Genomic DNA, 25,816 nt, shown 5'->3' with positions numbered 1-25,816 from the left:
TCGCGGCCGCCGGTGCCGCGCATCAGGTACGGACGCTCACGTCGTCTGCTCTGGTGACGTCGCCGTCCTCCGGGCCGTGGGCGCGTCCGACATGGGCTTCGGCGCGAAGCCGTTCCACCATGTGCGGGTAGTGCAACTCGAACGCCGGACGCTCCGAGCGGATACGAGGCAGCTCGGTGAAGTTGTGCCGCGGTGGCGGGCAGCTGGTAGCCCACTCCAGCGAGTTGCCGTATCCCCAGGGGTCGTCGACGGTGACGACCTCGCCGTACCGCCAGCTCTTGAAGACGTTCCAGACGAACGGGAACATCGACGCGCCCAGGATGAAAGCCCCGATCGTCGAAACGATGTTCAGGCTGGTGAACCCGTCGGTGGGCAAGTAGTCGGCGTAGCGACGCGGCATACCCGCATCGCCCAGCCAGTGCTGCACCAGGAATGTGGTGTGGAAACCGATGAACGTCAACCAGAAGTGCATCTTGCCCAGCCGCTCATCGAGCAGCCGCCCGGTCATCTTCGGGAACCAGAAGTAGATGCCGGCGAACGTGGAGAACACGATGGTGCCGAACAGCACGTAGTGGAAGTGCGCGACCACGAAATAGGTGTCGCTGACGTGGAAGTCCAGCGGCGGGCTGGCCAGCAGCACTCCCGTCAGACCGCCGGCCAGGAAGGTGACCGCGAAGCCGACGGAGAACAGCATCGGCGTCTCGAAGGTCAGCTGCCCCTTCCACATTGTGCCGATCCAGTTGAAGAACTTGATCCCGGTCGGCACCGCGATCAGATACGTCATGAAGGAGAAGAACGGCAGCAGCACCGCACCGGTGACGAACATGTGATGGGCCCACACCGCCACCGACAGCGCCGCGATGGACAGGGTCGCATAGACCAGCGTGGTGTAGCCGAACACCGGCTTACGGGAAAACACCGGGAAGATCTCGGTCACGATCCCGAAGAACGGCAACGCGATGATGTACACCTCGGGGTGGCCGAAGAACCAGAACAGGTGCTGCCACAACATGACTCCACCATTGGCCGCGTCGTAAACGTGCGCACCCAGGTGACGGTCGGCGGCCAGCCCGAACAGCGCCGCGGTGAGCAGCGGGAACACGATCAGCACCAAGATGGACGTCACCAGGATGTTCCAGGTGAAGATCGGCATCCGGAACATCGTCATCCCCGGTGCGCGCATGCAGACCACCGTGGTGATCATGTTGACCGCACCCAGGATGGTGCCCAGACCGGCTACCCCCAAGCCCAGGATCCACAGGTCGCCGCCGGCACCGGGCGAGTGGACGGCGTCGCTCAACGGCGTGTAGGCAGTCCAGCCGAAGTCGGCCGCGCCGCCGGGGGTGATGAAACCGGCCATCGCGATAGTGGCGCCGAACACGAACAACCAGAACGACAGGGCGTTCAGCCGCGGGAATGCCACGTCGGGCGCGCCGATCTGCAGCGGCAGCACCAGGTTGGCGAAGCCGAACACGATCGGCGTGGCATAGAACAGCAGCATGATGGTGCCGTGCATGGTGAAGAGCTGGTTGAATTGCTCGTTCGACAGGAACTGCAGACCGGGCACCGCCAACTCGGTGCGCATCAGCAGCGCCAGCAGTCCACCGATGAAGAAGAAGACGAAGCAGGCGACGCAGTACATGATGCCGATCAGCTTGTGATCGGTGGTGGTGATGAGCTTGTAGACCAGGTTCCCTTTGGGACCGGTACGGGCCGGATATGGACGGATGGCCTCGAGTTGTCCCAAGGGCGGCGCTTCGGCAGTCAACTGCTCCTCCAAGAATCCCGGCGCGGATAGGGTCTTAATACCTCACTTTGACAGGAATCTTAGCCCGCCACCACACCGCGGGCAGGCCTGGTCCTACAAACTGTCGTAATCGGTGTCCGGGTGCATCGGAGGCGCTTGGGCAGACCCTTCCCGGCCGGCCGGGTGTTAACGTCGGACGCGTGCAATTCGGCGGGGTGCGAGGGGGTCTGGCCGCTGCATCATTGGCGGCGCTAGTTGCGACGTGCACCGGTTGCGGCGCCGATCAGCCCCCCACCACAACGTCACGATCGATGGTCACACCCACGACCCAGATCGCGGGCGCCGGGGTGCTGGGAAACGCTCGAAAACCCGACGAGTCGTGCGCGCGGGACGCGGCCGCAGCCGATCCCGGGCCGCCGACCCGGCAGGCCCACAACGCTGCCGGCGTGAACCCGGACGTGGCCCAGGTTCCCGCCGAGCCGGAGCGCATCGTGGTGCTTTCCGGCGACCAGCTCGACGCACTGTGCGCGCTGGGACTGCAGTCCCGGGTGGTCGGTGCCGCGTTGCCCGACGGCTCCTCGAGTCAGCCGTCCTATTTGGGCAAGACGGTGCACGGCCTGCCCGGGGTAGGCACCCGTAGTTCCCCGGACCTGCGAGCTATCGCCGCGGCCAGGCCGGACCTGATTTTGGGCTCGGTGGCGGTGACGCCGAACTTGTACTCGCAGCTGGTGGCTATCGCCCCGACGGTGTTCACGGCAGCGCCGGGCGCCGCCTGGGAGGACAACCTGCGCGGCGTCGGGGCTGCCACGGCCCGCAGCGCCGCGGTGGAGGCGCTACTCAGTGCGTTCACCCAGCGGGCTCGGGAGGTCGGAGCCAAGCATGACGCGACTCACTTCCAGGCGTCGATTGTCCAACTGACCACCAACACGATGCGGGTATACGGCGCGCGCAACTTTCCGGCCAGCGTGCTGAGCGCGGTCGGAGTGGACCGGCCGGCGGCGCAACGGTTCACCGACAAGCCTTACATCGAGATCGGCGCCACCGATGCCGACCTGGCCAGGGGGACGGACTTCTCCGCTGCCGACGCCGACATCGTCTACGTCTCGTGTGCGTCGCCGAAGGCCACCGAACGTGCATGGACCATCCTCGACAGTGACTCCTGGCGCAAGCTGTCCGCCAATCGCGACAACCGGGTCTTCGTCGTCAACGACGAGATATGGCAGACGGGCGAGGGCCTGGAGGCCGCCCGTGGCATCGTCGACGACCTGCGCTGGATCAACGCCCCGATCAACTGAAACTGCTCACCCGCTGTACGTGATCGCCGTCACCTGGTCCGAAAACCTTAACTTAGCTAAGCTTTTTTACGGCCCCAGTTAGACCCTTAAAGGATGTCGTATGAGCACTGTCTCCGCATATGCCGCCCACTCGGCTACCGAACCGCTGACCAAGACCACGATCGACCGTCGGGAACCAGGCCCGCACGACGTGGTGATCGACATCAAGTTCGCCGGTATCTGCCACTCCGACATCCACACCGTCAGGGCCGAGTGGGGCCAGCCGAATTACCCGGTAGTTCCCGGGCATGAGATCGCCGGCGTGGTGACCGAGGTGGGCTCCGAGGTGTCCAAATACCAGGTGGGCGACCGCGTCGGCGTGGGTTGCATGGTCGACTCCTGCGGCCGGTGCAGCAGCTGCCTGGCCGGCCTCGAGCAATACTGCAAACCCGGAGCGACCTTCACCTACAACTCGATCGGCAAGGACGGCCAGTCCACACAGGGCGGCTACAGCGAGGCGATCGTCGTCGACGAAAACTTCGTGGTGCGCATCCCCGACGCGCTTCCGCTGGACGCCGCGGCGCCACTGCTTTGCGCGGGTATCACGCTGTATTCGCCGCTACGGCACTGGAACGCGGGCCGCGACACCCGATTGGCCATCATCGGCCTGGGTGGACTCGGCCACATGGGCGTCAAGCTGGGCGCGGCCATGGGCGCCGAGGTGACAGTGCTGTCGCAATCCCTGAAGAAGATGGAAGACGGGTTGCGGCTGGGCGCCGGACACTACTACGCCACTTCCGACCCCGACACGTTCCGCACGTTGCGCGGCAGCTTCGATCTGATTTTGAACACCGTCTCGGCGAACTTGAACCTCGGCGATTACCTGAACCTGCTCGACGTCGACGGCACCATGGTCGAGCTGGGTATCCCCGAACACCCCATGCCGGTGCCGGCATTTGCGCTGGCGCTGATGCGGCGCAGTCTGTCCGGGTCGAACATCGGCGGGATCGCCGAGACCCAGGAGATGCTGAATTTCTGCGCCGAACACGGCGTCACGCCCGAGATCGAACTCATCGAACCGGATTACGTCAACGAAGCCTACGAGCGCGTGCTGGCCAGCGACGTGCGCTATCGCTTCGTCATCGACATTTCACGCCTGTGACGCAACCTCTTCGACAGCGTCCTCATCGGGTGTAGCCTCGCTGACGTCGATACCGGCCAGCGGCCAGCCGGCGGCCGCGAGCCTGCCGGCTACCCGTTGAATGTTCTCCGGCCCGGCGTCGTGGTGCGTCACGCCGGAGATGAATTCGGCGATCTCGTCGCGGTTGATCACACCGTCGGCTGTGGCCGGCGATCCGTCGGCGGTGATGGCGCGCACCACTTCCTTGACCTGCTCCTCGGTCAGCGGCGTGCTGCGCAGCAAGGCCAGCAACGGCACCCGGTCGGGTCCCGGGACGCCGTTGGGGTAGCCGGTCTGCAGCCACCGAACGACCGAGCGCAGGAAATGGGGATGAGCACGCGAGTTTTTCGTCACCCAAACAGTGTCACGGGAGGGGTGTGACCGCGCTACCTCCCGGGTGTGCCGTGCCGACAATTCATGCATCGTTCACGGTCAGCACATGTGCGGGTGGAAGTTCCAGTCCTCGTCCTCGGTGACCACGGCCTTACCAATCACGTAGGACGATCCCGAGCCGGAGAAGAAGTCGCGGTTCTAATCTGGCACTCAGGTCAGTGGTCCCGGCAGCGCGTGAGCAGGCCGAAACGCATCCTGGGAACTCGCTCGAATTACCTGTAACCGTGGGCAGATTGTGGGCAAGGTATGGGCACGACTTAGGCGCGCACCGGAAGCACGTTGGCGCGGGCTGGCAGCATTGAGTGGTGCTGTTGCCGGCGCACCCCATCGTGCGCCCCGTCAACGCCCCCCGCAACTGGGTGTAAGTCGGGTTCGCCCACCGGTACACCGCGCCCTCTCACGCTGGCAGCGGGTCCGCCAGGGCGTACACCGCGTCGCCAACCGTCGGCGAGCAAGCGTCAGCGGCCCCCATCAGCGTTGGTCGTTGGTTGCTAGCGATCAGCAGGATAGACCCAGAACCGGACTACGGTCCGCGTCAGCTGTGAATTGACTGCAAGGTTTTTGCTAAACGCGGCGCGATCCCATCAGGCGGACGACTACGTTGCATTGGATAGGGCGAAGTCGACAGTCCAGTCGGCCAGAATCATCTAAAGCAGGAGGTTTTGGGCGGCATGCCCGTCCGTATCGTCGCTCTCATCGCGACAAGCTGCTTCGTATCGGCGGCGTGCTCACCGGAGCCAGCGGCCAGCGATTCGGCAAGCATGGCAAGCACAGCAACCGAAGCGCCACCGCCAGTAACTTCGATGATCCCATCGCCGTCGATCCCTGGCATCGGTGCCACGCGGGCCGACTGGGACGCCACCCACACACCCAACCCAGCCTTCGCCAACGGCTACGTCTACGGCGACGACCGAGCTTGCCGTCGTATCTGGCACTCAACGGTGCTGTCTACGTCCAGGTCTCCGACATGGGCACTGGAAGAATCCAGATGTACGCCCTCAATATGCATCCGGTCAACCGAGACGCGGCTCTAGCGCGCGTTCGACAGGAGTTGCCGTCCGATGCGACGGTCGCGTGGGATCTAACGCTCGATGAGTGTTATCGCGTGACTTTCGACAGCGCCACGCTGCGGACCGCCGGACCTTACATGGCAGAGGTGCAGCTTGAAGACATTCAGGGAGATGGAACGAGGGCGCCTGATCCCCACAGGTTTAATCAGGCCAGCTTCCATCTGGACGCAGCAGGTTCGCCGCCAAATCCTGACATCGGCTGCTGACCACCGCCTGCGGAAATCGTTACCGAGGGTATTTTGCGGCAATGTGAGGGCTGCCGCGCGTAGCCGTCGATAGGGCGACCCCCAGGGGGTCACCAGGTCCGGCTATGCCGTACCGGCGGCTCCCGCTTCCGGTTGTTGCGGGCCACGTTGCATTGCAGGTGCGTCGGGGCCAAGCCCAAAGGCGTGGTGTAAGAGTTCCCTCGATCGCGTGACCCTTCGGGGTGCAGTTTAGGGCGGTCAGGGCCGGTGTGGTTGCGGGCTTGTCGTCGGTGGGTTTGTCAGTGCTGGTGAGCATGCGGGATCGGGCGAGCACGTCGAGGCCAAGATAGCGGCGGCCTTCGATCCATTCGTCGTGCTGTTCGGCTAATACCGCCCCGACTAGACGGATGATGGCGTTGCGGTCGGGAAAGATGCCCACCACGTCGGTGTCGCGCCGTACCTCCTTATTTAGCCGTTCCTGGGGATTGGTGGACCAAATTTGACGCCAGATTTGTTTGGGGAAGGCGGTGGGCATGCAAGGGCTTGGCGGCCGACCTAGCGGGCGTCGGACACCTGGGTAACGTTCAAAGCAACGCGGCGATCAGGGGGCTGACCTGCACTTTCAGAAGTTCCAGTCCTCGTCCTCGGTGACCACGGCCTTGCCGATCACGTAGCTCGACCCGGACCCGGAGAAGAAGTCGTGGTTCTCGTCGGCGTTGGGCGACAGCGCCGACAGGATCGCGGGGTTCACGTCGGTCTCGTCGCGGGGGAACAGCGCCTCGTACCCGAGATTCATCAGCGCTTTGTTGGCGTTGTAACGCAAGAACTTCTTGACGTCTTCGGTCAGCCCGACCTCGTCGTAGAGGTCCTGGGTGTATTCGACCTCGTTGTCGTAGAGCTCGAACAGCAGCTCATAGGTGTAGTCCTTGAGCTCTGCGCGCTTGGCCTCGTCGACCAACGCCAGGCCGCGCTGGAACTTATAGCCGATGTAGTAGCCGTGGACCGCCTCGTCGCGAATGATCAGCCGGATCATGTCGGCGGTGTTGGTCAGCTTGGCCCGGCTCGACCAGTACATCGGCAGGTAGAAGCCCGAGTAGAACAGGAAGCTCTCCAACAGCGTGGAGGCCACCTTGCGCTTGAGCGGTTCGTCCCCGCGGTAGTACTGCAGCACGATCTCCGCTTTTCGCTGCAGGTTGGGGTTTTCCTCCGACCAGCGGAAGGCGTCGTCGATTTCGGCCGTCGAGCACAAGGTGGAGAAGATCTGGCTGTAGCTCTTGGCGTGTACCGATTCCATGAACGCGATGTTGGTAAGCACCGCCTCCTCGTGGGGGGTCAGCGCGTCCGGGATCAGGCTGACCGCACCCACGGTGCCCTGGATGGTGTCCAGCATGGTCAGACCGGTAAAGACCCGCATGGTGAGCTGCTTCTCGTTGGCGGTCAGCGTGCCCCAGGAAGGGATGTCATTGGACACCGGCACCTTCTCGGGCAACCAGAAGTTTCCGGTCAGCCGATCCCAGACCTCGGCGTCCTTTTCGTCTTGCAGCCGGTTCCAGTTGATCGCTGAGACCCGGTCGATAACCTTCATTTTCGCCTCCCAGAACGGCTGCCGCCCTTAGGTCTCAAACACTACCCCTGGGGTCCGACAAGGCGGCGCAACACAAGAGGTTGTGTTTTGCGTGTCGCACGGCGTGCCGGCGCGATGGCCAGGTGCCGCGACCATCCAAGTAGCTATTTCGCCGCGGCGACAGTCTTCCGGTTCTCCGCCGATCCGTTGCCGACCCCTAAGAATTGGTATTCGTCGGTTTTGACCGAGCGGGTGGCCCGCCAATATTGCCAGGTGTAGCCGCCCCAGAGCACGGTGTTCTTGCCATGCTCGTCGAGATACCAGCTGCTGCAGCCGCCGCTGTTCCACACCGAGCCGGCCAACTTGCGTTGCAGCTCGTCGTTGAAACGGTCCTGGGCGGCACGCGTGGGAGCCAGGGCCTGCGCGCCCCGCTTGTCGCACTTGGCGATAGCGTCGGCCACGTAGTGGATCTGGGACTCGATCATGAAAACAACGGAGTTGTGCCCCAGCCCCGTATTCGGGCCCAGCAGGAAGAACAAGTTGGGCATCTCGGCCACGGTGATGCCGCGGTGGGCCGCGATCCCCTCGCGGTTCCACCGGGCGACCAGATCCTCACCGTGGCGGCCCTTGATCTGCACGTAGGTGTAGGAGTCGGTGACGTGGAAGCCGGTGGCGTACACGATCACGTCGACGGGGCGCTCAGTGCGGTCGGCGGTGACGATCCCGTTCCGCGTGATCCGGGTGATGCCGTCGGTGATCAGATTCGTCTTCGGGTTCGCGACAGCGCGGTAATAGGTGGTGGAGTTCAGGATTCGCTTGCACCCGATGCGATAGTGCGGGGTCAGCCTGCGGCGCAGCTCGCGGTCCTTTACCGAGCGGCGAATGTTGTATTTGGCGTAGGCCTCGATGAACCTGAGCGCGTTCGGCCGCTTGGTCATGCCGAACGCCAGCGCCTCCTGCGCCCAATACAGACCCAGCCGCGCGAGCGCGCGCAGCCCGGGAATGTTCTCCATAGCCTGGCGTAGCGCCGGCGGGATCTCGGGGTTGGAGCGCGGCACCACCCACGGCGGAGTGCGCTGGTAGAGCTGAAGTTCGGCGACCTGGTCGACGATCTCCGGGACGATCTGGATCGCGCTGGCGCCCGTCCCGATGATGGCCACCCGCTTGCCGGTGAGGTCGACGCTGTGGTCCCACTCCGCGGAATGGAAAGCGGGGCCGGCGAATTCATGACGCCCGTCGATGTCCGGGAAGGACGGGATGTGCAGCGCTCCCGCTCCCGAGATCAAGAACTGGGCAACATACTCGCGGCCGTCGGTGGTGAAGACGTGCCAGCGGTATTCCTCGTCGTCCCAGTAACCGCGGTCGACCAGTGAGTTGAACTCGATGTAGCGGCGCAGCCCGTACTTCTCGGTGACGCCTTTGAGGTAGTCCCAGATCTCGGGCTGGAAGGAGAACGGGTTCTTCCAGTCCGGCTTGGGCTCGAACGAAAACGAGTACAGGTGTGACGGGATGTCGCAGGCGCAGCCGGGATAGCTGTTGTCGCGCCAGGTGCCACCGACGTCGTCGGCTTTCTCCAAGATGATGAAGTCTTGGTCGGAGAAGCCCTGCTTCTGCAGCGCGATCGCCATGCCCAGACCGGAGAATCCGGTCCCGATGATGACGGCGCGGGTGTGCACCGGCGCCTGGTCGGACTGCGGCGCCGGGCCGGCGTCTGTGACGGCATTGGTCATGATGGATCGGTCTTTCCTAGTGAAGGCGAGCTTTGGGCCGCCCGGCCCAAGTACCCAGTACCCAGGGTATCGGTTAGAACGAGTGTTGACGATCCTCGCGGCGATGTCAACGCGCCGGCACTCAGCTGACGGCGCGATTGCTGGGTACCGCGTCGTGGATCGGCTTGTCGGGGTCCATCGTGATACCAAGCGCCTCGGCGGTGCCGACGATGACGCCCATCATAATCGTGGTCAGATGCGCGACGAACTGCTCACGCGGCATCCGTCGCGGGCTGTCGGGCTCGGGACCCAGCCACCATTCGGTGGCCGAGGCGGCCGCTCCGAACGCGCTGTGCGCGGCGAGCTCGAGAGCCGCACGATTCAGATCCATCTCACGCAGTTCGTTGTTGAACAACTCGGCGAAGGTCAAAGTGATCTCCCGGCCTTCATTGAGCGTGCGCACCGTCGCCTCGGACTGCTTTGCGGAACGGCCCTGAATGAAGACTCGCAGCACGTTGGGGTGCTTGTCGACGAGGATGACGTACTCCTCGACGCTGCGCCGGATCACCTCGCGGGCCGAGTCGGTGGCGAGGTTGATCGACGGGAAGATCGCCGCCCACAACATGTCGCGCAGCCGCTCCCCGATCGCCACGAACAGGTCGGACTTATCGGTGAAATGCCGGTAGATCTTGGGCTTGGCGGTGCCGGCTTCCTCGGCGATTTCCCGCACACTCAGCTCGGGCCCCAAGCGGTCGATGGCACGGAATGCCGCTTCGACGATTTCGTTGCGCACCTTCTTGCGGTGTTCGCGCCAACGTTCACTGCGCGCGTCGACTTTGACCCCGGGCTTCACGCTGGGGTGGGGCCGGCTGATTCTCACCACGTCAAGCACCTTACCCCGTTGCGCCCGTTGACCTGGGCAGACTCCTCGCCGAGAGTGGATCTGGCGACGCGACACGCATTGAGGCCGTCGCCAGATCCACACTCGGCTTGCGCGCCTAGAGCATGCAGGACACGCACCCCTCCACTTCGGTTCCTTCCAGGGCCATCTGCCGCAGCCGGATGTAGTAGAGCGTCTTGATCCCCTTGCGCCAGGCGTAGATCTGCGCCTTGTTCACCTCACGGGTGGTGGCGGTGTCCATGAAGAACAACGTCAGCGAAAGCCCTTGATCCACATGCTGAGTGGCAGCGGCATAGGTGTCGATGATCTTCTCGTAGCCGATCTCGTAGGCGTCCTGGTAGTACTCCAGGTTGTCGTTGGTCATATATGGCGCCGGGTAGTAGACCCGGCCGATCTTGCCTTCCTTGCGGATCTCGACCTTGGACACAATCGGGTGAATTGACGACGTTGAGTGGTTGATGTAGGAAATCGACCCGGTGGGTGGCACCGCCTGCAGGTTCTGGTTGTAGATGCCGTGCGCCTGCACGGATTCCTTGAGCCGCCGCCAGTCGTCCTGAGTCGGGATGTGAATGTCGGCGTCGGCGAATAGCCTGCGAACCTTCTCGGTTTTCGGCTCCCAAATCTGCTCGGTGTACTTGTCGAAGAACTCCCCCGACGCGTACTTGGACCGCTCGAAACCCTTGAAGTGCGTGCCGCGTTCGATCGCGATCCGATTCGACGCGCGCAGCGCGTGGTAGAGCACGGTGTAGAAGTAGATGTTGGTGAAGTCGATGCCCTCCTCGGACCCGTAGAAGATGCGCTCACGCGCCAGGTAGCCGTGCAGGTTCATCTGACCCAGTCCGATTGCGTGGGAGTCGTTGTTGCCCTGCTCAATTGAGGGCACCGACGTGATGTGCGTCTGGTCGCTCACCGCCGTCAGCGCGCGGATGGCTACCTCGATCGTCTGGGCGAAGTTCGGCGAATCCATCGTCTTGGCGATGTTCAACGATCCCAGGTTGCACGAAATGTCTTTGCCCACTTTGGCATACGACAAGTCTTCGTTGAAGTATGACGGCGTGGACACCTGCAGGATCTCCGAGCACAAGTTCGAGTGGGTGATCTTGCCGTCAATAGGATTAGCGCGATTGACGGTGTCCTCGAACATGATGTAGGGGTAGCCGGACTCGAACTGCAGCTCGGCCAGCGTCTGGAAGAACTCCCGCGCCTTGATCTTGGTCTTGCGGATACGCGGGTTGTCGACCATCTCGTAGTACTTTTCGGTGACCGAGATGTCGGCGAACGGCACCCCGTAGACCCGCTCGACGTCGTAGGGCGAGAACAGGTACATGTCGTCGTTGCGTTTGGCCAGCTCGAAGGTGATGTCGGGGATCACCACGCCCAGGCTCAACGTCTTGATGCGGATCTTCTCGTCGGCGTTTTCCCTTTTGGTGTCCAGGAATCGGTAGATGTCGGGGTGATGCGCATGCAGGTACACCGCACCGGCACCCTGCCGCGCGCCCAGCTGGTTGGCATAGGAGAACGAATCCTCGAGCAGCTTCATGATCGGGATGACGCCCGAGCTTTGATTCTCGATGTTCTTGATCGGCGCGCCGTGCTCGCGAATGTTGGTCATCAGCAACGCAACTCCACCGCCGCGCTTGGACAGCTGCAGTGCGGAGTTGATCGATCGCCCGATCGACTCCATGTTGTCCTCGATGCGCAACAGAAAGCAACTCACCGGCTCGCCGCGCTGCTTTTTGCCCGAGTTCAAAAACGTCGGGGTGGCCGGCTGGAAGCGGCCTTCGATGATCTCGTCGACCAGTTGCTCGGCCAGCGTGGTGTCACCATCCGCCAACGTGAGCGAAACCATGACCACCCGGTCCTCGAAGCGCTCCAGATACCGCTTCCCGTCGAAAGTCTTCAGGGTGTAAGACGTGTAGTACTTGAAGGCGCCCAAAAATGTCGGGAACCGGAACTTTTTGGCGTAGGCACGGTCCAGTAGCGACTTGACGAAGTTACGCGAGTACTGGTCGAGAACCTCACGCTCGTAATAGTTCTCGCGGATCAGGTAATCGAGCTTCTCGTCCTGGTTGTGGAAGAACACGGTGTTCTGGTTGACGTGCTGCAGGAAGTACTGGCGCGCCGCGAGTACGTCCTTGTCGAACTGGATCTTGCCGTCCGCGTCGTACAAGTTCAGCATCGCGTTCAGCGCGTGATAATCCAGTTCCGCCTGGCCCCCCGAAAGGTACGAGTGCGCGCCGGAGGTTACAGGCTCTGCAGTGACGGTTGGTGACACGTCTGCTCCTTCCAAAATTCAGCCAGACCCGCACGGACGGCGGCCACGTCGTCCTCGGTGCCCATCAACTCGAAGCGGTAAAGGTAGGGAACGTCGCATTTGCGTGCGACGACGTCACCGGCGTAGCCGAACTCCGGACCAAAGTTGGTGTTGCCGGCCGCGATGACCCCGCGCAGCAGCGCTCGATTGTGCTCGTTGTTCAAAAAGGCGATGACCTGTTTGGGGACATAGCCGCCGGCATTCAGACTGGGTGTGACCCGGCCGCCGCCGTAGGTGGGCAGTATCAGTACATAGGGCTCGTCGACCTCGATGCTGCCGTGCAGCGGTATCCGCGTGGCGGGCAGACCCAGCTTCTGCACGAAGCGGTGGGTATTCTCCGACACGCTGGAGAAATAGACCAGGTTGCACGGCCTGATATCCATGGCACCGCCATCTCCTTACCTAGCGCCTGCCCGTGCTATGCGCTCAGCGCGGCCAAGGCGAGCGCCTTGATGCGGTCGGGCCGGAAGCCGGACCAGTGGTCGTCCCCGGCCACCACGACCGGTGCCTGCAGATAGCCCAACGCCATCACGTAGTCCCGCGCCTCGGAATCCAGACTGATGTCGACCTTCTCGTAGGCGATGCCGTTCTTGTCCAGCGCCTTGTAGGTGGCGCTGCACTGCACGCATGCGGGCTTGGTGTAGACGGTGATGGTCATGGGCGTACCGCTCCTTTGCGGAAATCGGGGAACAGGAACTGGCAACGACTCAGGTGGTGCATCTTCGCTATGTTCAGCGGCCCGGCATGCTCCCAGGTTCCCGTCGTGGGCCACCATGCTGATCGGACATGGCGATGCCGATTCCGGGAAACTCAGCGGGCCCCGTGAACCTGGTGGGACCCGGTGAACCTGGGATCTGCCGGTTCCCGAAACACTACACCTAGGGGGTCGGGACGAGAAGAGATACAAGATGTTCTGAATGACATTCTTGAAATTCGCAGGTCGTGGGCGTGTGTCCGAGCCGGTGTCGGCGTGTCGCAGATCACACAACCCGGCCATGGTATCCATGCCTTCCGGTATATCACCGACCACCGACAGGCTCGTGGCTCGTCGCCCGGCAAGGCGGCGCCAGCAAAGGCGCAGTTCTCGTCCGGCCAGCGCCGTAGGGGTTGACGGCGCGGCGTGCCGGCCCGTCCGCAGTAGCCGGGTCAGCCCGCTTCGGCGGCCAGCTTGCCGACGATGTCTCGTAGATTGGCCGACATCTCGGAGCTGTCCGCGGGCGCCTGGCCCGCCAGGGAGTGGAATGGCACCGACAACTTGATCGTGTCGATCACGCGCGCGCCGGCGATGGCGAACGACTTGCGGGTCTCGTCGTGGGCCCATACCCCGCCGTATCGGCCTACGGACCCGCCGATGACGGCCAGCGGCTTGGCTTTCAATGCGCCGTCGCCGAACGGGCGTGACAGCCAGTCGATCGCGTTCTTGATGACAGCGGGGATGGTGCCGTTGTATTCGGGGGTGACCACCAGAGCCGCATCCGCCTGCGCCGCGGCCTGTCGCAACGCAATCACGGCATCGGGAATGCCGTCGGGGGTATCGATGTCCTCGTTGTAGAACGGCAACTCCGCCAGCCCTTCGAACACCGTCACGCTGACGCCGTCCGGCGCAACGGCGGCCGCAAGCTCGGCGATCTGGCGGTTGACCGAACCCGCGCGCAGGCTTCCCACCAGCGCCAAGACTCTGATGCCGGAGAAATCGGAGAAATCGGACATATTGCTTCCCTTCGCGTTGGTCTCATCTTTGCACGACTTAACCGGACTATGGTCCGCTTTATTCCTCCCGCGTTACTGTGCAGGGATGAGTGACGAGTTGCCGGCGTCGACTCGGCCGGAGCGCGGTGACGCGGCGCGCAATCGCGCCCTGCTGCTGGACGCGGCGCGCCGACTGGTCGCCAATCGTGGGGCCGACGCGATCACCATGGACGACGTCGCCGCCGCGGCCGGTGTCGGCAAGGGCACGCTGTTTCGTCGGTTCGGCAGCCGGGCCGGTCTGATGACGGTATTGCTCGACGAAGACGAGCGGGCCAGTCAGCAGGCATTTCTGTTCGGCCCGCCGCCCCTGGGCCCGGATGCGCCGCCGCTGGAACGCCTGATCGCGTTCGGCCGGGAGCGGATCTGCTTCGTCCATGCCCACCGCGAGCTGCTGTCGCAGGCCAACCGGGACCCGAAGACCCGTTACAGTGCGGCGGCGTCGGTGCACCGCACACATGTGCGGGTGCTGTTGCGGTCGGCTCACACGACCGGCGACGTCGATGTCCAAACCGATGCCCTGCTGGCCCTGCTCGACGTCGACTACGTCGAGCACCAGCTCAACGACCACGGTCACAGCCTGCAAACGTTGGGCGAGGCGTGGGAAGGCCTGGCGCGCAAGCTCTGCGGGCGGTGACCGATCCCGATGCCGCGATGGATATTGCATGTCGACCTCGACCAGTTTCAGGCGTCGGTGGAGCGGCGCCGTCATCGCGAACTGGCCGGGCTGCCGCTCATCATCGGCGGCAATCCCACCGAACCCCGCAAGGTAGTCACCTGCGCTTCCTATGAGGCTCGCGCGTTCGGCGTGCGGGCGGGAATGCCGTTACGTGCGGCGGCCCGCCGCTGCCCCGGCGCCGTATTTCTGGCGCTGGATCCGCCCGCCTATGACGCGGCCTCCGACGAGGTGATGGCGTTGTTGCGCGACCTGGGGCACCCGGTCGAGGTGTGGGGCTGGGACGAGGCGTATGTCGGCGTGGCCGCCGCGGATCCCACCCAAGTCGCCGAACAGATCCGCGCTGTGGTCTTCTCGGAGACCGAACTGTCCTGCTCGGTCGGCATCAGCGACAACAAGCAACGCGCCAAAGTCGCCACCGGCTTCGCGAAACCGGCCGGGATCTTTGCGCTCACCGACACCAACTGGATGAATCTGATGGCCGACCGTTCGGTCGACGCGCTCTGGGGGATAGGTCCGAAGACGGCGAAAAAGCTTGCAGTCCTTGATATCACCACGGTTGGAGAGCTGGCGAACGGCGACGCCGAGGAACTGACGTCGGCGTTCGGCCCGAGAACGGGGCGGTGGCTGCTCCTGCTCGCCAAGGGGGGCGGCGACACCGAAGTCAGCGCTACCCCCTGGGTCCCGCGCTCCCGCAGTCACGTCGTCACCTTTCCGGAAGACCTGACCGAACGAACCGAAATGGAGTCAGCGGTCAGGGAATTGTCCCGCAAGGCACTCGACGAGGTGGTGGCCTCGGGGCGGCTCGTCACCCGGGTGGCCGTCGTCGTACGCACCGCGACGTTTTATACCCGCACCAAGGTCCGCAAGCTCGAGGCGCCGACCACAGACGCCGACGTCGTCATCGCCGCCGCCCTGCGGGTCCTGAACTTGTTCGAGCTGGAGCGCCCGGTACGGCTACTCGGCGTGCGTCTCGAACTCCACATGCCCGCATAGCCCGATGCCGGGGTGGCCTGGGATGCGTACCGCGCGGCGCCGATACCCGGGACCGCGAACTGGGCATTTCACGATTCGCGAAGGCTTGCCGAAGCACGGCCGGGCACAGTCGGTCGTGACAACAAACTGCTCATGACTGGACAACCTCGCCCGACGGGGCCTCATGGTCCACGGTTCACCATGCGGTGAGCGTCACGGCCGGTCGGGATGCGGTTGGGGTTTGGTCTGGGCAGACCGACGGCGCCCGTTCTCCCGGGCGCACGAGGAAACAGCGCTCGACGGAGGACGGCCGCATGAATTTCTTGGTACTGCCACCGGAGATCAATTCCGCTCGGATCTTCGCAGGTGCCGGCGCCGGCCCGATGCTGCAGGCGGCGACAGCCTGGGACGGGCTGGCCGCGGAGTTGCGCATAGCGGCGGCCTCGTTCGGGTCGGTGGCGTCTGGTCTGGCGCATGGGTCGTGGCAGGGTGCGGCCTCGGCGGCGATGGCGGCCGCGGCGACGCCTTATCTGGCGTGGCTGCAGTCGGCGGCGGCGCAAGCCGAGCAAGCGGCCGGACACGCCAAAATCGCAGTCGATGTCTACGAGGCAGTGCGCGCCGAGATGGTACATCCGGCGTTCGTCGCAGCCAACCGTTCTTCACTGGTGCGGCTATTGTGGTCGAACCTCTTCGGCCAGAATGCCCCGGCAATCGCCACAGCCGAGGCCCAGTACGAGGAGATGTGGGCACAAGACGTCGCCGCGATGCTTGGCTACCATTCCACGGCTTCCACGGTCGCCACCGCGCTGAGGCCTTTCGCCCGCCCGCTGCAGAGCCTGGCGGGCCAGGCTCTGGGCCTGTTAAACGTGGGCAACTCGATAGCTGCCGGCGCGAGCGCGGCCCCGGCGGCTGCTATTGCCACGCCTGCCGGGCTTCTTCTTCCACCTGGGGTGTCGAGCATCTTCAATATCGGCTTCGCCAACTTTGGCAGCCTGAATTTCGGAAACGCCAACCTCGGTGATCTCAACCAGGGCAACGGCAACGTCGGCAATCTCAACTTCGGCTCGGGCAACCTGGGCAGTTTCAACCTGGGCTCGGGCAACCTGGGCAGCAACAATTTCGGATTCGGCAACCTGGGCAGCAACAACTTCGGCTTCGGTAACACCGGTAGTTTCAACATCGGCTTCGGCAACACCGGCAGTGGCAACATCGGAATCGGCAACACCGGCAACGGCAATATCGGCTTCGGCAACGGCGGGCTCGGAGGCAACAACAACATCGGGATCGGGCTGGGCGGCAGCAACCAGCTGGGCTTCGGCGGGCTGAACTCGGGTGTGGGCCACACCGGCTTGTTCAACTCGGGCAGCGGCAACACCGGCTTCGGAAACTCCGGGACCGGCAACTTCGGCCTCGGCAACACGGGTTCGTTCAACACTGGCTTCGGTAATTCCGGCACGGCCAATACTGGTTTCTTCAATGCCGGGATCGTCAACACCGGCACCGGCAACGTCGGCAATTACAACACCGGCAATTACAACATCGGGAACTTCAATACCGGCGAGTTCAACCCGGGCGACACCAACACGGGGTCCTACAACACCGGCAACATCAACACCGGCTGGGCCAACACCGGCGATCTCAACACCGGCGCCTTCAACAGCGGCGACATGAACAACGGCTTTTTTGCGCGGGGCAATGGCGCGGGGAACGCCGGGTTCTCCTACACCATGACGATTCCCCAAATTCCGATAAATCTACCGTTGAGCGTTCCGTTGCATATTCCAGTCGAGGGTCGCACCACTGAAATCGTTTTAGCACCGTTCAAGATTCCCGCAATTCCATTAGACTTCCCTGCCCTGAGCGGCACTGTCGGGCCAATACAAATGCCTCCCATCAGAGTAACGGGCCCGCTTATCTCGATTACCGTGGGAAGCCCAGAAACGAGACTCGGCATTTCTGTCGCCGGAGGTGTCGGCCCGATCAACATCCCGATCTTCAATATTCCGGCTGCGCCGGGTTTCGCGAACTCGACCGACGCTCCCTCGTCAGGCTTCTTCAATAGCGGCCGAGGGGGCACTTCCGGCATTGGCAACTTCGGACCCGACACCTCGGGCTTCTTCAACTTCACTCGCAATCTCGGCAGTTCAGGCCTCTTAAACGCCGGCTTGTTGCAATCGGGTATCCACAACTTCGGCAACTCCATCTCGGGCTTTGAAAACACCACCAATCTGGATCTCGAATTCCGTGCCTTGAATTCTGGATTGGGTAATGTCGGCAATCACCTTTCGGGCATTTTTCATAACAGCGCGGGCGCATCGACGTTCAACTTTGGCTCCGCCAACGGAGGTGGCCTCAATTTCGGCAGCGCCAACCTTGGCAGCTTCAACCTGGGCAACGGAAACATCGGCGGCTTCAACGTCGGCGACGCGAACCGCGGCTTCGCAAACTTCGGTTTGGCCAACTTTGGTGACAACAACTTCGGTTTCGGCAACTTGGGCGATTTCAACCTAGGTTTCGGGAATACGGGTGTCGGCAACATTGGCTTCGGCAATACCGGCGACTACAACATCGGGTTCGGCAACACCGGCAGCGGAAACATCGGCTTGGCCAACACCGGCAACGGAAACTGGGGCGTCGGGTTCACCGGCACCAACTTGTTAGGCTTCGGTGCGCTGAATTCGGGATCCAACAACATCGGGCTGTTCAATTCCGGCGACGGCAACACCGGCATCGGCAACACCGGTACGTCCAACTTCGGCATCGGCAACACGGGTAGTTACAACACCGGCATCGGCAATACCAGCAGCACCAACACCGGCATCGGCAACACCGGCTCGTTCAACACCGGCCTGTTCAACTCCGGTAGTTTGAACACCGGCCTGTCCAACGCCGGCAGCACCAATACCGGTAATCTCAATGCCGGTAGTCTGAACACCGGTGATTTCAACACCGGAAATAGCAATACGGGCTACTACAATACTGGCAACCTGAACACTGGCGTATTGAATTCAGGAAATCGCAACAACGGCTATCTCTGGCGCGGCGACAACCAAGGACAATTCGGCTTCGACTTTGGCATCACCATGCCCGGCATACCTTTGGAAATAGGAGTTAATGTTGATCTCGCAATACCCGTCAGCGGCTTTATAGACGGCATAACGGTCCAGCCGTTCAGCATGGACGTCCCGATAGACCTCAACCTATTCATCGATCTGCCGAGCCCTATTCCGAATGTGACCATTCCGCTGGGGGACGGCGAGTCAATCACTGTCGAAATACCCAAAATAACTATTAACCGATTCGACCTTACGGGATTCAATGTAGGAAACGTAGGCGGCATACCATTCAGTAGGATGCACATTGAAATCATCAACACCATTGGACCCGTCTCGATTCCGGTCCTTCATATTCCCGCAGCACCGGGCTTCGGCAATTCCACCGCTGGCCCATCTTCGGGATTCTTCAACACAGGTGCTGGCACGGGCTCGGGATTTGGGAATTCCGGCAGGTTTATTTCGGGCTTCTTCAACCAAGGTAATCTTTTTGCCTCCGGCTACCAGAACACCGGCTCATTGACGTCGGGTTTGGGAAATCTTGGGTCCACCGTCACGGGATTTTTCAACAGCGGCACGACGGGTCTGGCTTCAGCCTTTGTCTCCGGCATCGGCAATGTCGGCAGCAGACTCGCCGGCTTCTTGCTCAGCGGCACCGGGCAGTAACCCGCTCGCCCAATTCAGCCGGGCCGAAGCGCCCGGGTGAAGATGGCGTTGACCTGGCGCATCACCACGCTGTAGGGCCACCACGCCAGCCGCTTGAATGCATACAGCGCCCGGATATCCGCCGACGTATAGATCAGGTACCGGTTCTTGGCCACCCCGGCCAGGATTTTCTCGGCGGCCTTTTCCGGCGAGATGGCGTGGCCGCTGAACCGGTCGACCCAGCGCTTGACGTGCGGGTCGTCGCGGTCGACACCGGCGATCTCGACCGTGTTGACCAGCGGCGTGCGTACCGCACCGGGTACCACGACCGACACCCCGATGCGATGTCGTGCCAGATCGAAGCGCAGCACCTCGGAAAGCCCGCGCAGGCCGTACTTGCTCGCGCTGTAAGCCGCATGCCAGGGCAGCGCGACCAGCCCGGCAGCCGACGACACGTTGACCAAATGCCCGCCCCGGCCGGCCGCCACCATCGACGGAACGAACGACTCGATCACGTGGATAGGACCCATCAGATTGATCGCGACCATCCTGCTCCACTGATCGTGGGTCAGCCGGTCGACAGTTCCCCACGCCGAGACACCGGCGATGTTGAGCACGACGTCCATGCTGGGATGGCCGGCGTGGATGTCCGCCGCAAATGCGGACACCTGGGTGTAGTCGGAGATATCGAGCGCGCGATGCTCTGGCACCTGTGCCCCGAGCTCCCGCGCGTCGGACACGGTCTGCGCCAAGCCGTCCGCGTCGCGATCGGTCAGATAGAGCTCGGCGCCCTGTGCGGCGAGCCGCAGTGCGGTGGCGCGGCCGATGCCGCTGGCCGCGCCGGTGACGAGACACCGTTTCCCTGCGTAATACCGCGGTTGTGCCATGGCGGTGACGATACCGGCGGCTCAGGCCTTGGGTGGGCCGCCCCACAGCGCATTGAGCCACATCTGTTCGAGCACCCGCACCCGGCGGTCGGAGTCGCTGTCGCGGCCGACCAGCAGGGGGTCACCGGTCAAAACCAGCGCGGTGGTGCCGGCCAGGGTACGAATCAACGTCGGCAGGTCGTCGCTGATCGGGTTGGCGGTGCCGGCTCTCATTTCGGCCTCGACGACGCCGACGATCTCGCGGAGCACCACCTCGAACTGTTGCTCGAGGATCTCCCGGATCTCAATGTCGGTGTGGCGGGCGGCATTACAAGCCACTATCACCGGGTCGTTGTGCGCGTAGACAACCGCGGCGCTACCGACCATCCTCTTGGCGAACTGCTGCGGCGACTCACCCGGTTGGCGGGGGGCGAAGTAGTGGGTGAGTTCTTCGAGTTCCTCGGCCGCCTCCGCCAATATCTGGGCGAGCACCGCGTACTTGGAGTCGAAGTAGAAGTAGAACCCGGAGCGCGCTACCCCGGCCCGGTTGCTGATGGTGCTGACCGAAAGCTCCGCGAACGGCCGCTCCTGCAGTAGGTCCCGCACCGCCTGCAGGATCGCCTGCCGATGCTTGTCGCCACGCCGCCGCAATGCCGGCACAGCTTGCTGGTCGGGGGCGTGCTCACTCACATCCCGACCATGCACCAAGCCGCGCGAAAAGAAAACTTGACAGCCGTCAAGTTCATTCGAAGGATGGATTTACGTCGTGATGGCCGCCACAACCCGCTAAGGAGCGTCATGTCCACGAGCAGGGCGACGATCAGCACCCCGGGATACCTCCTTGACCAAGCCCAGCGCCGGCTGACCCCGTCGTTCAACAACTTTCCCGGCATGGGCCTGGTGGAGCGTTGGCTGCTGAACACGCAGTTTCCGGAGAAGAAGCTGGCCGACCCGCCGCCGGGCAGCGCGCTCAAGCCGGTCGTCGGAGACGCGGGGCTGCCGATCGTCGGGCACATGATCGAAATGCTGCGCGGTGGACCGGACTATCTGATGTTCCTCTACAACACCAAGGGGCCCGTGATCTACGGGGACTCGCCAGTCTTGCCGTTCGTCGCGGCGCTGGGCCCGGACGCTGCTCAGGTCATCTATTCCAACCGCAACAAGGACTACTCGCAGCAGGGCTGGGTCCCGGTGATCGGGCCGTTCTTTCGGCGCGGGCTGATGCTGCTCGACTTCGAGGAGCACATGTTTCACCGGCGGATCATGCAGGAGGCGTTCGTCCGGTCCCGGCTGGCCGGTTACGTCGAGCACATGGACCAGGTGGTGTCGCAAGTGATCGCCGACGACTGGGTGATCAACGACCCGCGCTTCCTTCTCTATCCGGCGATGAAAGAACTCACCCTCAACATCGCCTCAATGGTGTTCATGGGCCACGAACCCGGCACCGACCATGAGCTGGTCACCAAGGTGAACAAGGCGTTCACGACGACGACCCGCGCCGGCAACGCGGTCATCCGCGCCAGCGTGCCGCCGTTCACCTGGTGGCGGGGGCTCAAGGCTCGGCAACTACTGGAGAATTACTTCGCAGAACGGGTCAAGGAACGACGCGGCAAAGAAGGCAGCGACCTGCTGACGGTGTTGTGTCAGACCGAGGACGAGGACGGAAACCGGTTCTCCGACCAGGACATCGTCAACCACATGATCTTCTTGATGATGGCCGCCCACGACACGTCGACGTCGACGGCCACCACGATGACCTACCACCTGGCCGCCCACCCGGAGTGGCAGCAGCGCTGCCGCGACGAATCCGACCGCCTCGGCGACGGACCGCTGGACATCGAATCGCTGGAGAAGCTGGAATCGCTCGACCTGGTGATGAACGAGTCGATCCGGTTGGTGACGCCCGTCCAGTGGGCAATGCGGCAGACGGTTCGCGATACCGAACTGTTGGGCTACTACCTGCCCAAGGACACCAACGTCATCGCGTTTCCCGGGCTGAATCACCGCCTTCCTGAATTCTGGACCGAGCCAATGACTTTCGACCCGGAGCGCTTCACCGAGCCGCGCAACGAGCACAAACGACACCGCTACGCGTTCACACCCTTCGGCGGCGGCGCGCATAAGTGTCTTGGGATGGTGTTCGGCCAATTGGAGATCAAGACGATCCTGCACCGATTGCTGCGCCGGTACCGGCTGGAACTGCCGCGGCCGGATTACCACGCGAGCTGGGACTACGGCGGTATGCCCGTGCCGAAGGATGGCATGCACATTGTGTTGCGCCCGCTGTAAGGTTCCGCGGCCAGACGCAAAGGGCCCTCTTTCCGGTGGGAAATGGGGGCCTTTGTGTCTTACTCGAAAATGCGGTGACCCGAAGCGGGTGAGTGGCGGGCCCCCGGTGTTGGGCGGCGTGGGTGAGGGGTTCGAGAGTGACTGTGTAGCCAAGGGCCTGCAGTTGTTTGATGGCTTTTGCTTTGGTTTGCCCAGGGTGGTGTCGGGTGGAGTAGTCGGCGCCGGGGTCGTGGTAGAAGGCGCCGTTGACCACCATGTTCCAGGCGTCAATGAGCATGCTGTGTTCGACAGCGACCACGGCGATCAGGGCGGGCACCGACGGGCTGCGGGCTTTGCGGCGGTGGGATGTGGCGGGCCGGTGGGTGCCGGCGATGCGGCGGTAGCGGGCGTTGTAGTAGGTGTCTTTGGAACGCGCTGCCGACAGCGCGGCCACCCCGAGAGCGGCTTTGAGGTGGCGGTTGCCGGGGCGGGTGGTGGCCGATTTGACCCGGCCCGCCGATTCGTTGCAGCCGGGCACCACCGCGGCCCACGACGCCAAATGGGCAGCGGTGGGAAACACGCTCATGTCCGCGCCGGTCTCGGCGATAAACACATCGGCGACGATGTGGGAAAAGCCTGGGATACTCACATCAGCAATTCCCGGGCGGGTTGAAAGGGTTTGATCGCCTCCTCGATGCGCTCCTCAAGGCGGGCGATGTCGGCGCCGTGGGCGTCGATGCGATCCAAATACAGCCGAGCCATAAACGCGTGATGGTCGCTAAACGGCCCGCGCAACGCCTCGGTCGATGCGGGGATCTTCTCACTCGAAAATGCGAGCCGCTGTTTGGCCAGATCGGCGAGCACCACCGGATCACGCTGCCCGCCGATCAACGCCTCCAGCATCGCCCGCCCCGAGACCCCGACGATGTTGGAGGCCACCGCCGACAGTTTGATCCCGGCATCTTCGAGCGGCTTTTCCAGCCGCTGGATTTCTTTGGTGCGCGCTCGGGTGATGGTGGTGCGCGCCCGGGTCAGATCACGCAACACCCGAATCGGCTCCGGCGGCACGGTACACGCCGATGCGGTCTGGGTGACGGCCTCGGCAGTGTGTGTGAATGAGACGGAACGCGGTATAACCCAATGACTCTGGCCCCGAATCGACGATGATCGCCTGGTGGCGGATCGCCTTGGCGGTGGCAGTGATCCACTGCTCCCACTCGTCGGGGTGTTGCGGCTCGACCTCAGCGTGCAGCAGTAGCTGGCCGCAAAGCGGGCAGCGTCCGCGCTGCATGCGGATCAGTCTCGACCGGGCCCGGCCCAGCGGGGGTCTCCCGCGGCGGCGCCGGGTCGCCCAGTAGTCGGTCAAGGCAGGGTCGTCCGGGGACGCCCAGCCCTTGACCAGGGTGTGCCGGGTGATCGCCGTCCAGGCGAACTTGACCAGGTAGGCGCCGTGTCGCGGTCACCGAATACCCAGCGGTCGCGCCGGGACGGGTGGAACGCGCCGAAGTAACGGGACACGATCCAGCGCCGTCCCTTGTGCGGATGGGTGAATCTGGCCCACTTGTCGGTGAGCTTCCACACGTGATTGTCCAGCGCATTGAACACCCGGGCCGACACGCAGTGCCGGTAGTAGGCCGACCACCCCCGAATGATCGGGTTGAGCCGGATGAGCACCATCTGGGCGTTGTGGCCCCGCAGTGCTCGCATCTCGGTGGTCAGCCGTGCCCGGATCCGTTTCACGGCCGCCTTGCTGGGTTTGATCAGCAGCCTGTTGCGGTAGCGGCGGATGTTGAACCCCAGAAAATCCACCCCGTCCTCGAGGTGCACGATACGGGTCTTGTCCTCGTTGAAGACCAGACCCCGAGGTCGCAGCCACTCCGTGAGCCGCGCCTTGACCTGTTGGGCGTGTTCCCGCGAGTGGCACAGGGCCAGCAGATCATCGGCGTATCTGATCAAAACTGGGGAGCCCGGCCGCGCCGTTTCGGCGTTGGTGCCGGTGCGGATATAGCGGACTCCGGCGGCCTGTTCCATTCCGTGCAGGGCAACGATCAGCAACGGGCTGATCACCCCGCCTTGTGGGCTGCCGTCCTCGGTCGGTGCGAACCGACCTTGATCGATCACCCCCGCGCGTAGCCAGGCCGCGATCATTCCCGCGCGGGGAACGAGCCGAGCTGTGCGAGAAGATGGGCATGATCGATGCGGTCGAACGCGGCGGCCAAATCGGCGTCTAGCGCCCACACGCGTTTGCAGGTCGCACCGCGAGCGGTCACGAAGATCGCCTGCATTGCGTCCTGACAGCTACGGCCTGGCCGAAACCCATACGATCGGGACTCGAACCGGGCCTCCCACTCGGGTTCTAGCGCGTTGACCGTGAGCGCTTGCAGCGCCCGATCGGCGATCACGAGAATCCCGAGGCCGCGCCGTTTTCCGTTGCTCTTCGGAATGAACACCCGCTTGACCGGTCGAGGTCTCCACGCGTTGGTGTCGCGCTGCAGCCAGGTGGCCATCTCGGCCTTTTCCCATCCCGCGAGCACGACCCTGCCGTCGACCCCGGCCGTCTTGCGGCCAGCGTTGAGCTCGGTGACCCGCCGCACACTCAGCAGAGCGTTTGCGTGGGAACCCAGCATCAGCTTCTGCAGATTACGGACCCGCTTGAGGTCCCCCGCCTGCATCGCCGTGAAGATTCGTCGCCGCAGCCTCCGTACGTCGTCTTCGACTTGGCGCCAATCCACGGCGTCCCAGTCGATGATCTCGTCCTCAGGTCCGTTCACCGTCACGGTGTCCAACTTGCCCATCGGTTCTGGAGTCTCCGATCATCTGGTCTTCACAGGCTCACCCGACCCACGTCAGCTCCCTTTCGGGCCGGGCAGCACGCCCGTATCCGACCGGTTATGCGGCTACCATCTGGCGGAGGAGCCAAATCGTGCGGTTGCCGGTTTCCCGTTGCCTTTCGGTGTGTCGGCATCGGCTTCTTGGGTCATCCAGCGCCTGCCGGGGAGTTGCACCTTCCCCACGGTCGGCCTACCGGCAGAATTCACCGGACCCCAACAGGGTTGTCATGTTGCGCATGAACAAGATTCGACCGGGCAGGGTGCCCCCTATACCCCGGGGACGGTGATGCGCTCCCGACCAGCGACTATCCTCTGGCCGACACCCGCCGCTTTCCAGCGGCGGGTCCCTACGGCCCCGCTGACACATCCCATCGGCGGGGGTCACCTTCACAAGGCGTCATCAGGGGTTCACTCGCGTT

General features: G+C 63.4%; 20 protein-coding genes and 4 pseudogenes. 7 read left to right on the top strand and 17 right to left on the bottom strand.

Going from position 1 to position 25,816, the window contains the following annotated elements; genetic code table 11:
• Positions 1-22 precede the first annotated feature (22 nt).
• On the bottom strand, positions 23-1,768 hold the full coding sequence (gene ctaD / locus EET10_RS08275; RefSeq protein ID WP_036406826.1) for an aa3-type cytochrome oxidase subunit I: 1,746 nt from the start codon (positions 1,766-1,768) through the stop codon (positions 23-25).
• A 179-nt stretch (positions 1,769-1,947) separates the two neighbouring features.
• Here ctaD and EET10_RS08270 point away from each other — a divergent pair, with 179 nt between their 5' ends.
• Positions 1,948-3,042, top strand: a complete 1,095-nt coding sequence (locus tag EET10_RS08270) for an iron-siderophore ABC transporter substrate-binding protein (RefSeq protein WP_063466908.1) — start codon at positions 1,948-1,950, stop codon at positions 3,040-3,042.
• A 100-nt stretch (positions 3,043-3,142) separates the two neighbouring features.
• Positions 3,143-4,183: an NAD(P)-dependent alcohol dehydrogenase gene (locus tag EET10_RS08265; protein ID WP_036406704.1), complete on the top strand. Its 1,041-nt coding sequence runs from the start codon at positions 3,143-3,145 to the stop codon at positions 4,181-4,183.
• Here the strand turns inward: EET10_RS08265 and EET10_RS08260 are convergent.
• Together EET10_RS08260 and EET10_RS32200 are read right to left on the bottom strand one after the other, a co-directional pair.
• The gene (locus EET10_RS08260; protein WP_036406701.1) at positions 4,172-4,555 is read right to left on the bottom strand and encodes a DUF3349 domain-containing protein; all 384 of its coding nucleotides are present in this window, start codon (positions 4,553-4,555) and stop codon (positions 4,172-4,174) included. The two genes, EET10_RS08265 and EET10_RS08260, sit on opposite strands and share 12 nt — an antisense overlap.
• A 78-nt stretch (positions 4,556-4,633) precedes the next feature.
• Positions 4,634-4,732: pseudogene (locus tag EET10_RS32200) on the bottom strand (hypothetical protein); the annotation flags it as partial.
• A 778-nt stretch (positions 4,733-5,510) separates the two neighbouring features.
• Here EET10_RS32200 and EET10_RS08250 point away from each other — a divergent pair.
• Entirely contained in the window at positions 5,511-5,870 is a 360-nt protein-coding gene (locus EET10_RS08250) for a hypothetical protein (RefSeq protein ID WP_036406696.1), read from the top strand.
• Between the two features lie 235 nt (positions 5,871-6,105).
• Here EET10_RS08250 and EET10_RS08245 read toward each other — a convergent pair.
• The 8 genes and pseudogenes from EET10_RS08245 to EET10_RS08210 form a co-directional block, all read right to left on the bottom strand.
• Positions 6,106-6,378: pseudogene (locus tag EET10_RS08245) on the bottom strand (transposase); the annotation flags it as partial.
• 93 nt (positions 6,379-6,471) lie between these two features.
• Positions 6,472-7,434 (bottom strand): class 1b ribonucleoside-diphosphate reductase subunit beta, encoded by a 963-nt coding sequence (nrdF, locus tag EET10_RS08240; protein ID WP_122502047.1) that lies wholly within the window; start codon positions 7,432-7,434, stop codon positions 6,472-6,474.
• A gap of 143 nt (positions 7,435-7,577) precedes the next feature.
• Positions 7,578-9,143: a flavin-containing monooxygenase gene (locus EET10_RS08235; RefSeq protein WP_122502046.1), complete on the bottom strand. Its 1,566-nt coding sequence runs from the start codon at positions 9,141-9,143 to the stop codon at positions 7,578-7,580.
• A gap of 121 nt (positions 9,144-9,264) precedes the next feature.
• Positions 9,265-10,005 carry a TetR/AcrR family transcriptional regulator gene (locus EET10_RS08230; protein ID WP_036406823.1) on the bottom strand — a complete coding sequence of 247 codons (741 nt, stop codon included), beginning with the start codon at positions 10,003-10,005 and terminating at the stop codon, positions 9,265-9,267.
• Between the two features lie 115 nt (positions 10,006-10,120).
• Positions 10,121-12,298: a class 1b ribonucleoside-diphosphate reductase subunit alpha gene (gene nrdE / locus EET10_RS08225; RefSeq protein WP_082273331.1), complete on the bottom strand. Its 2,178-nt coding sequence runs from the start codon at positions 12,296-12,298 to the stop codon at positions 10,121-10,123.
• Complete coding sequence (gene nrdI / locus EET10_RS08220) at positions 12,268-12,720, bottom strand: class Ib ribonucleoside-diphosphate reductase assembly flavoprotein NrdI (protein WP_036406678.1); 453 nt, start codon at positions 12,718-12,720, stop codon at positions 12,268-12,270. Before nrdI ends, nrdE begins: the two co-directional genes overlap by 31 nt.
• A 35-nt stretch (positions 12,721-12,755) precedes the next feature.
• Positions 12,756-12,995, bottom strand: a complete 240-nt coding sequence (locus EET10_RS08215; protein WP_036391258.1) for a redoxin NrdH — start codon at positions 12,993-12,995, stop codon at positions 12,756-12,758.
• A 488-nt stretch (positions 12,996-13,483) separates the two neighbouring features.
• A complete protein-coding gene (locus EET10_RS08210) occupies positions 13,484-14,047 on the bottom strand; it encodes an NAD(P)H-dependent oxidoreductase (protein ID WP_036406676.1) in 564 nt (187 codons plus the stop codon).
• Between the two features lie 85 nt (positions 14,048-14,132).
• On the opposite strand from EET10_RS08210, the gene EET10_RS08205 reads away from it, so the two are divergent.
• From EET10_RS08205 to EET10_RS31600, 3 genes are all read left to right on the top strand, one after another.
• Positions 14,133-14,720: a TetR/AcrR family transcriptional regulator gene (locus EET10_RS08205; protein ID WP_063466904.1), complete on the top strand. Its 588-nt coding sequence runs from the start codon at positions 14,133-14,135 to the stop codon at positions 14,718-14,720.
• Between the two features lie 9 nt (positions 14,721-14,729).
• The gene (locus tag EET10_RS08200; protein ID WP_063466903.1) at positions 14,730-15,755 is read left to right on the top strand and encodes a DNA polymerase IV; all 1,026 of its coding nucleotides are present in this window, start codon (positions 14,730-14,732) and stop codon (positions 15,753-15,755) included.
• A gap of 293 nt (positions 15,756-16,048) precedes the next feature.
• Complete coding sequence (locus EET10_RS31600) at positions 16,049-19,453, top strand: PPE family protein (protein ID WP_167480150.1); 3,405 nt, start codon at positions 16,049-16,051, stop codon at positions 19,451-19,453.
• A 14-nt stretch (positions 19,454-19,467) separates the two neighbouring features.
• On the opposite strand, the gene EET10_RS08190 is transcribed toward EET10_RS31600, so the two are convergent.
• The gene (locus EET10_RS08190; protein ID WP_036406672.1) at positions 19,468-20,319 is read right to left on the bottom strand and encodes an SDR family oxidoreductase; all 852 of its coding nucleotides are present in this window, start codon (positions 20,317-20,319) and stop codon (positions 19,468-19,470) included.
• Between the two features lie 21 nt (positions 20,320-20,340).
• Positions 20,341-20,988 (bottom strand): TetR/AcrR family transcriptional regulator, encoded by a 648-nt coding sequence (locus EET10_RS08185; protein ID WP_036406669.1) that lies wholly within the window; start codon positions 20,986-20,988, stop codon positions 20,341-20,343.
• A gap of 108 nt (positions 20,989-21,096) precedes the next feature.
• On the opposite strand from EET10_RS08185, the gene EET10_RS08180 reads away from it, so the two are divergent.
• Positions 21,097-22,587, top strand: coding sequence for a cytochrome P450 (locus EET10_RS08180; RefSeq protein ID WP_122502045.1), 1,491 nt, complete (start codon positions 21,097-21,099; stop codon positions 22,585-22,587).
• A 124-nt stretch (positions 22,588-22,711) separates the two neighbouring features.
• Here EET10_RS08180 and EET10_RS30670 read toward each other — a convergent pair.
• The 4 genes and pseudogenes from EET10_RS30670 to EET10_RS30655 all read right to left on the bottom strand — a co-directional run.
• A pseudogene (locus tag EET10_RS30670) lies at positions 22,712-23,643 on the bottom strand (transposase); the annotation flags it as partial.
• On the bottom strand, positions 23,603-23,857 hold the full coding sequence (locus tag EET10_RS30665) for a hypothetical protein (RefSeq protein WP_246013617.1): 255 nt from the start codon (positions 23,855-23,857) through the stop codon (positions 23,603-23,605). The pseudogene EET10_RS30670 and the gene EET10_RS30665, both read right to left, overlap by 41 nt.
• 71 nt (positions 23,858-23,928) lie before the next feature.
• Positions 23,929-24,273 (bottom strand): group II intron maturase-specific domain-containing protein, encoded by a 345-nt coding sequence (locus tag EET10_RS31950; RefSeq protein ID WP_246013723.1) that lies wholly within the window; start codon positions 24,271-24,273, stop codon positions 23,929-23,931.
• Positions 24,274-24,411: 138 nt separating this feature from the next.
• Positions 24,412-25,361 (bottom strand): annotated as a pseudogene (locus tag EET10_RS30655) (reverse transcriptase N-terminal domain-containing protein); the annotation flags it as partial.
• Positions 25,362-25,816: the final 455 nt, after the last annotated feature.

It is taken from the genome of Mycobacterium pseudokansasii (assembly GCF_900566075.1).
Classification (GTDB): Bacteria; Actinomycetota; Actinomycetes; order Mycobacteriales; family Mycobacteriaceae; genus Mycobacterium; species Mycobacterium pseudokansasii.
The sequence above is the reverse complement of the archived record's forward strand: the minus strand, read 5'-3'. Positions and strand labels throughout refer to the sequence as shown.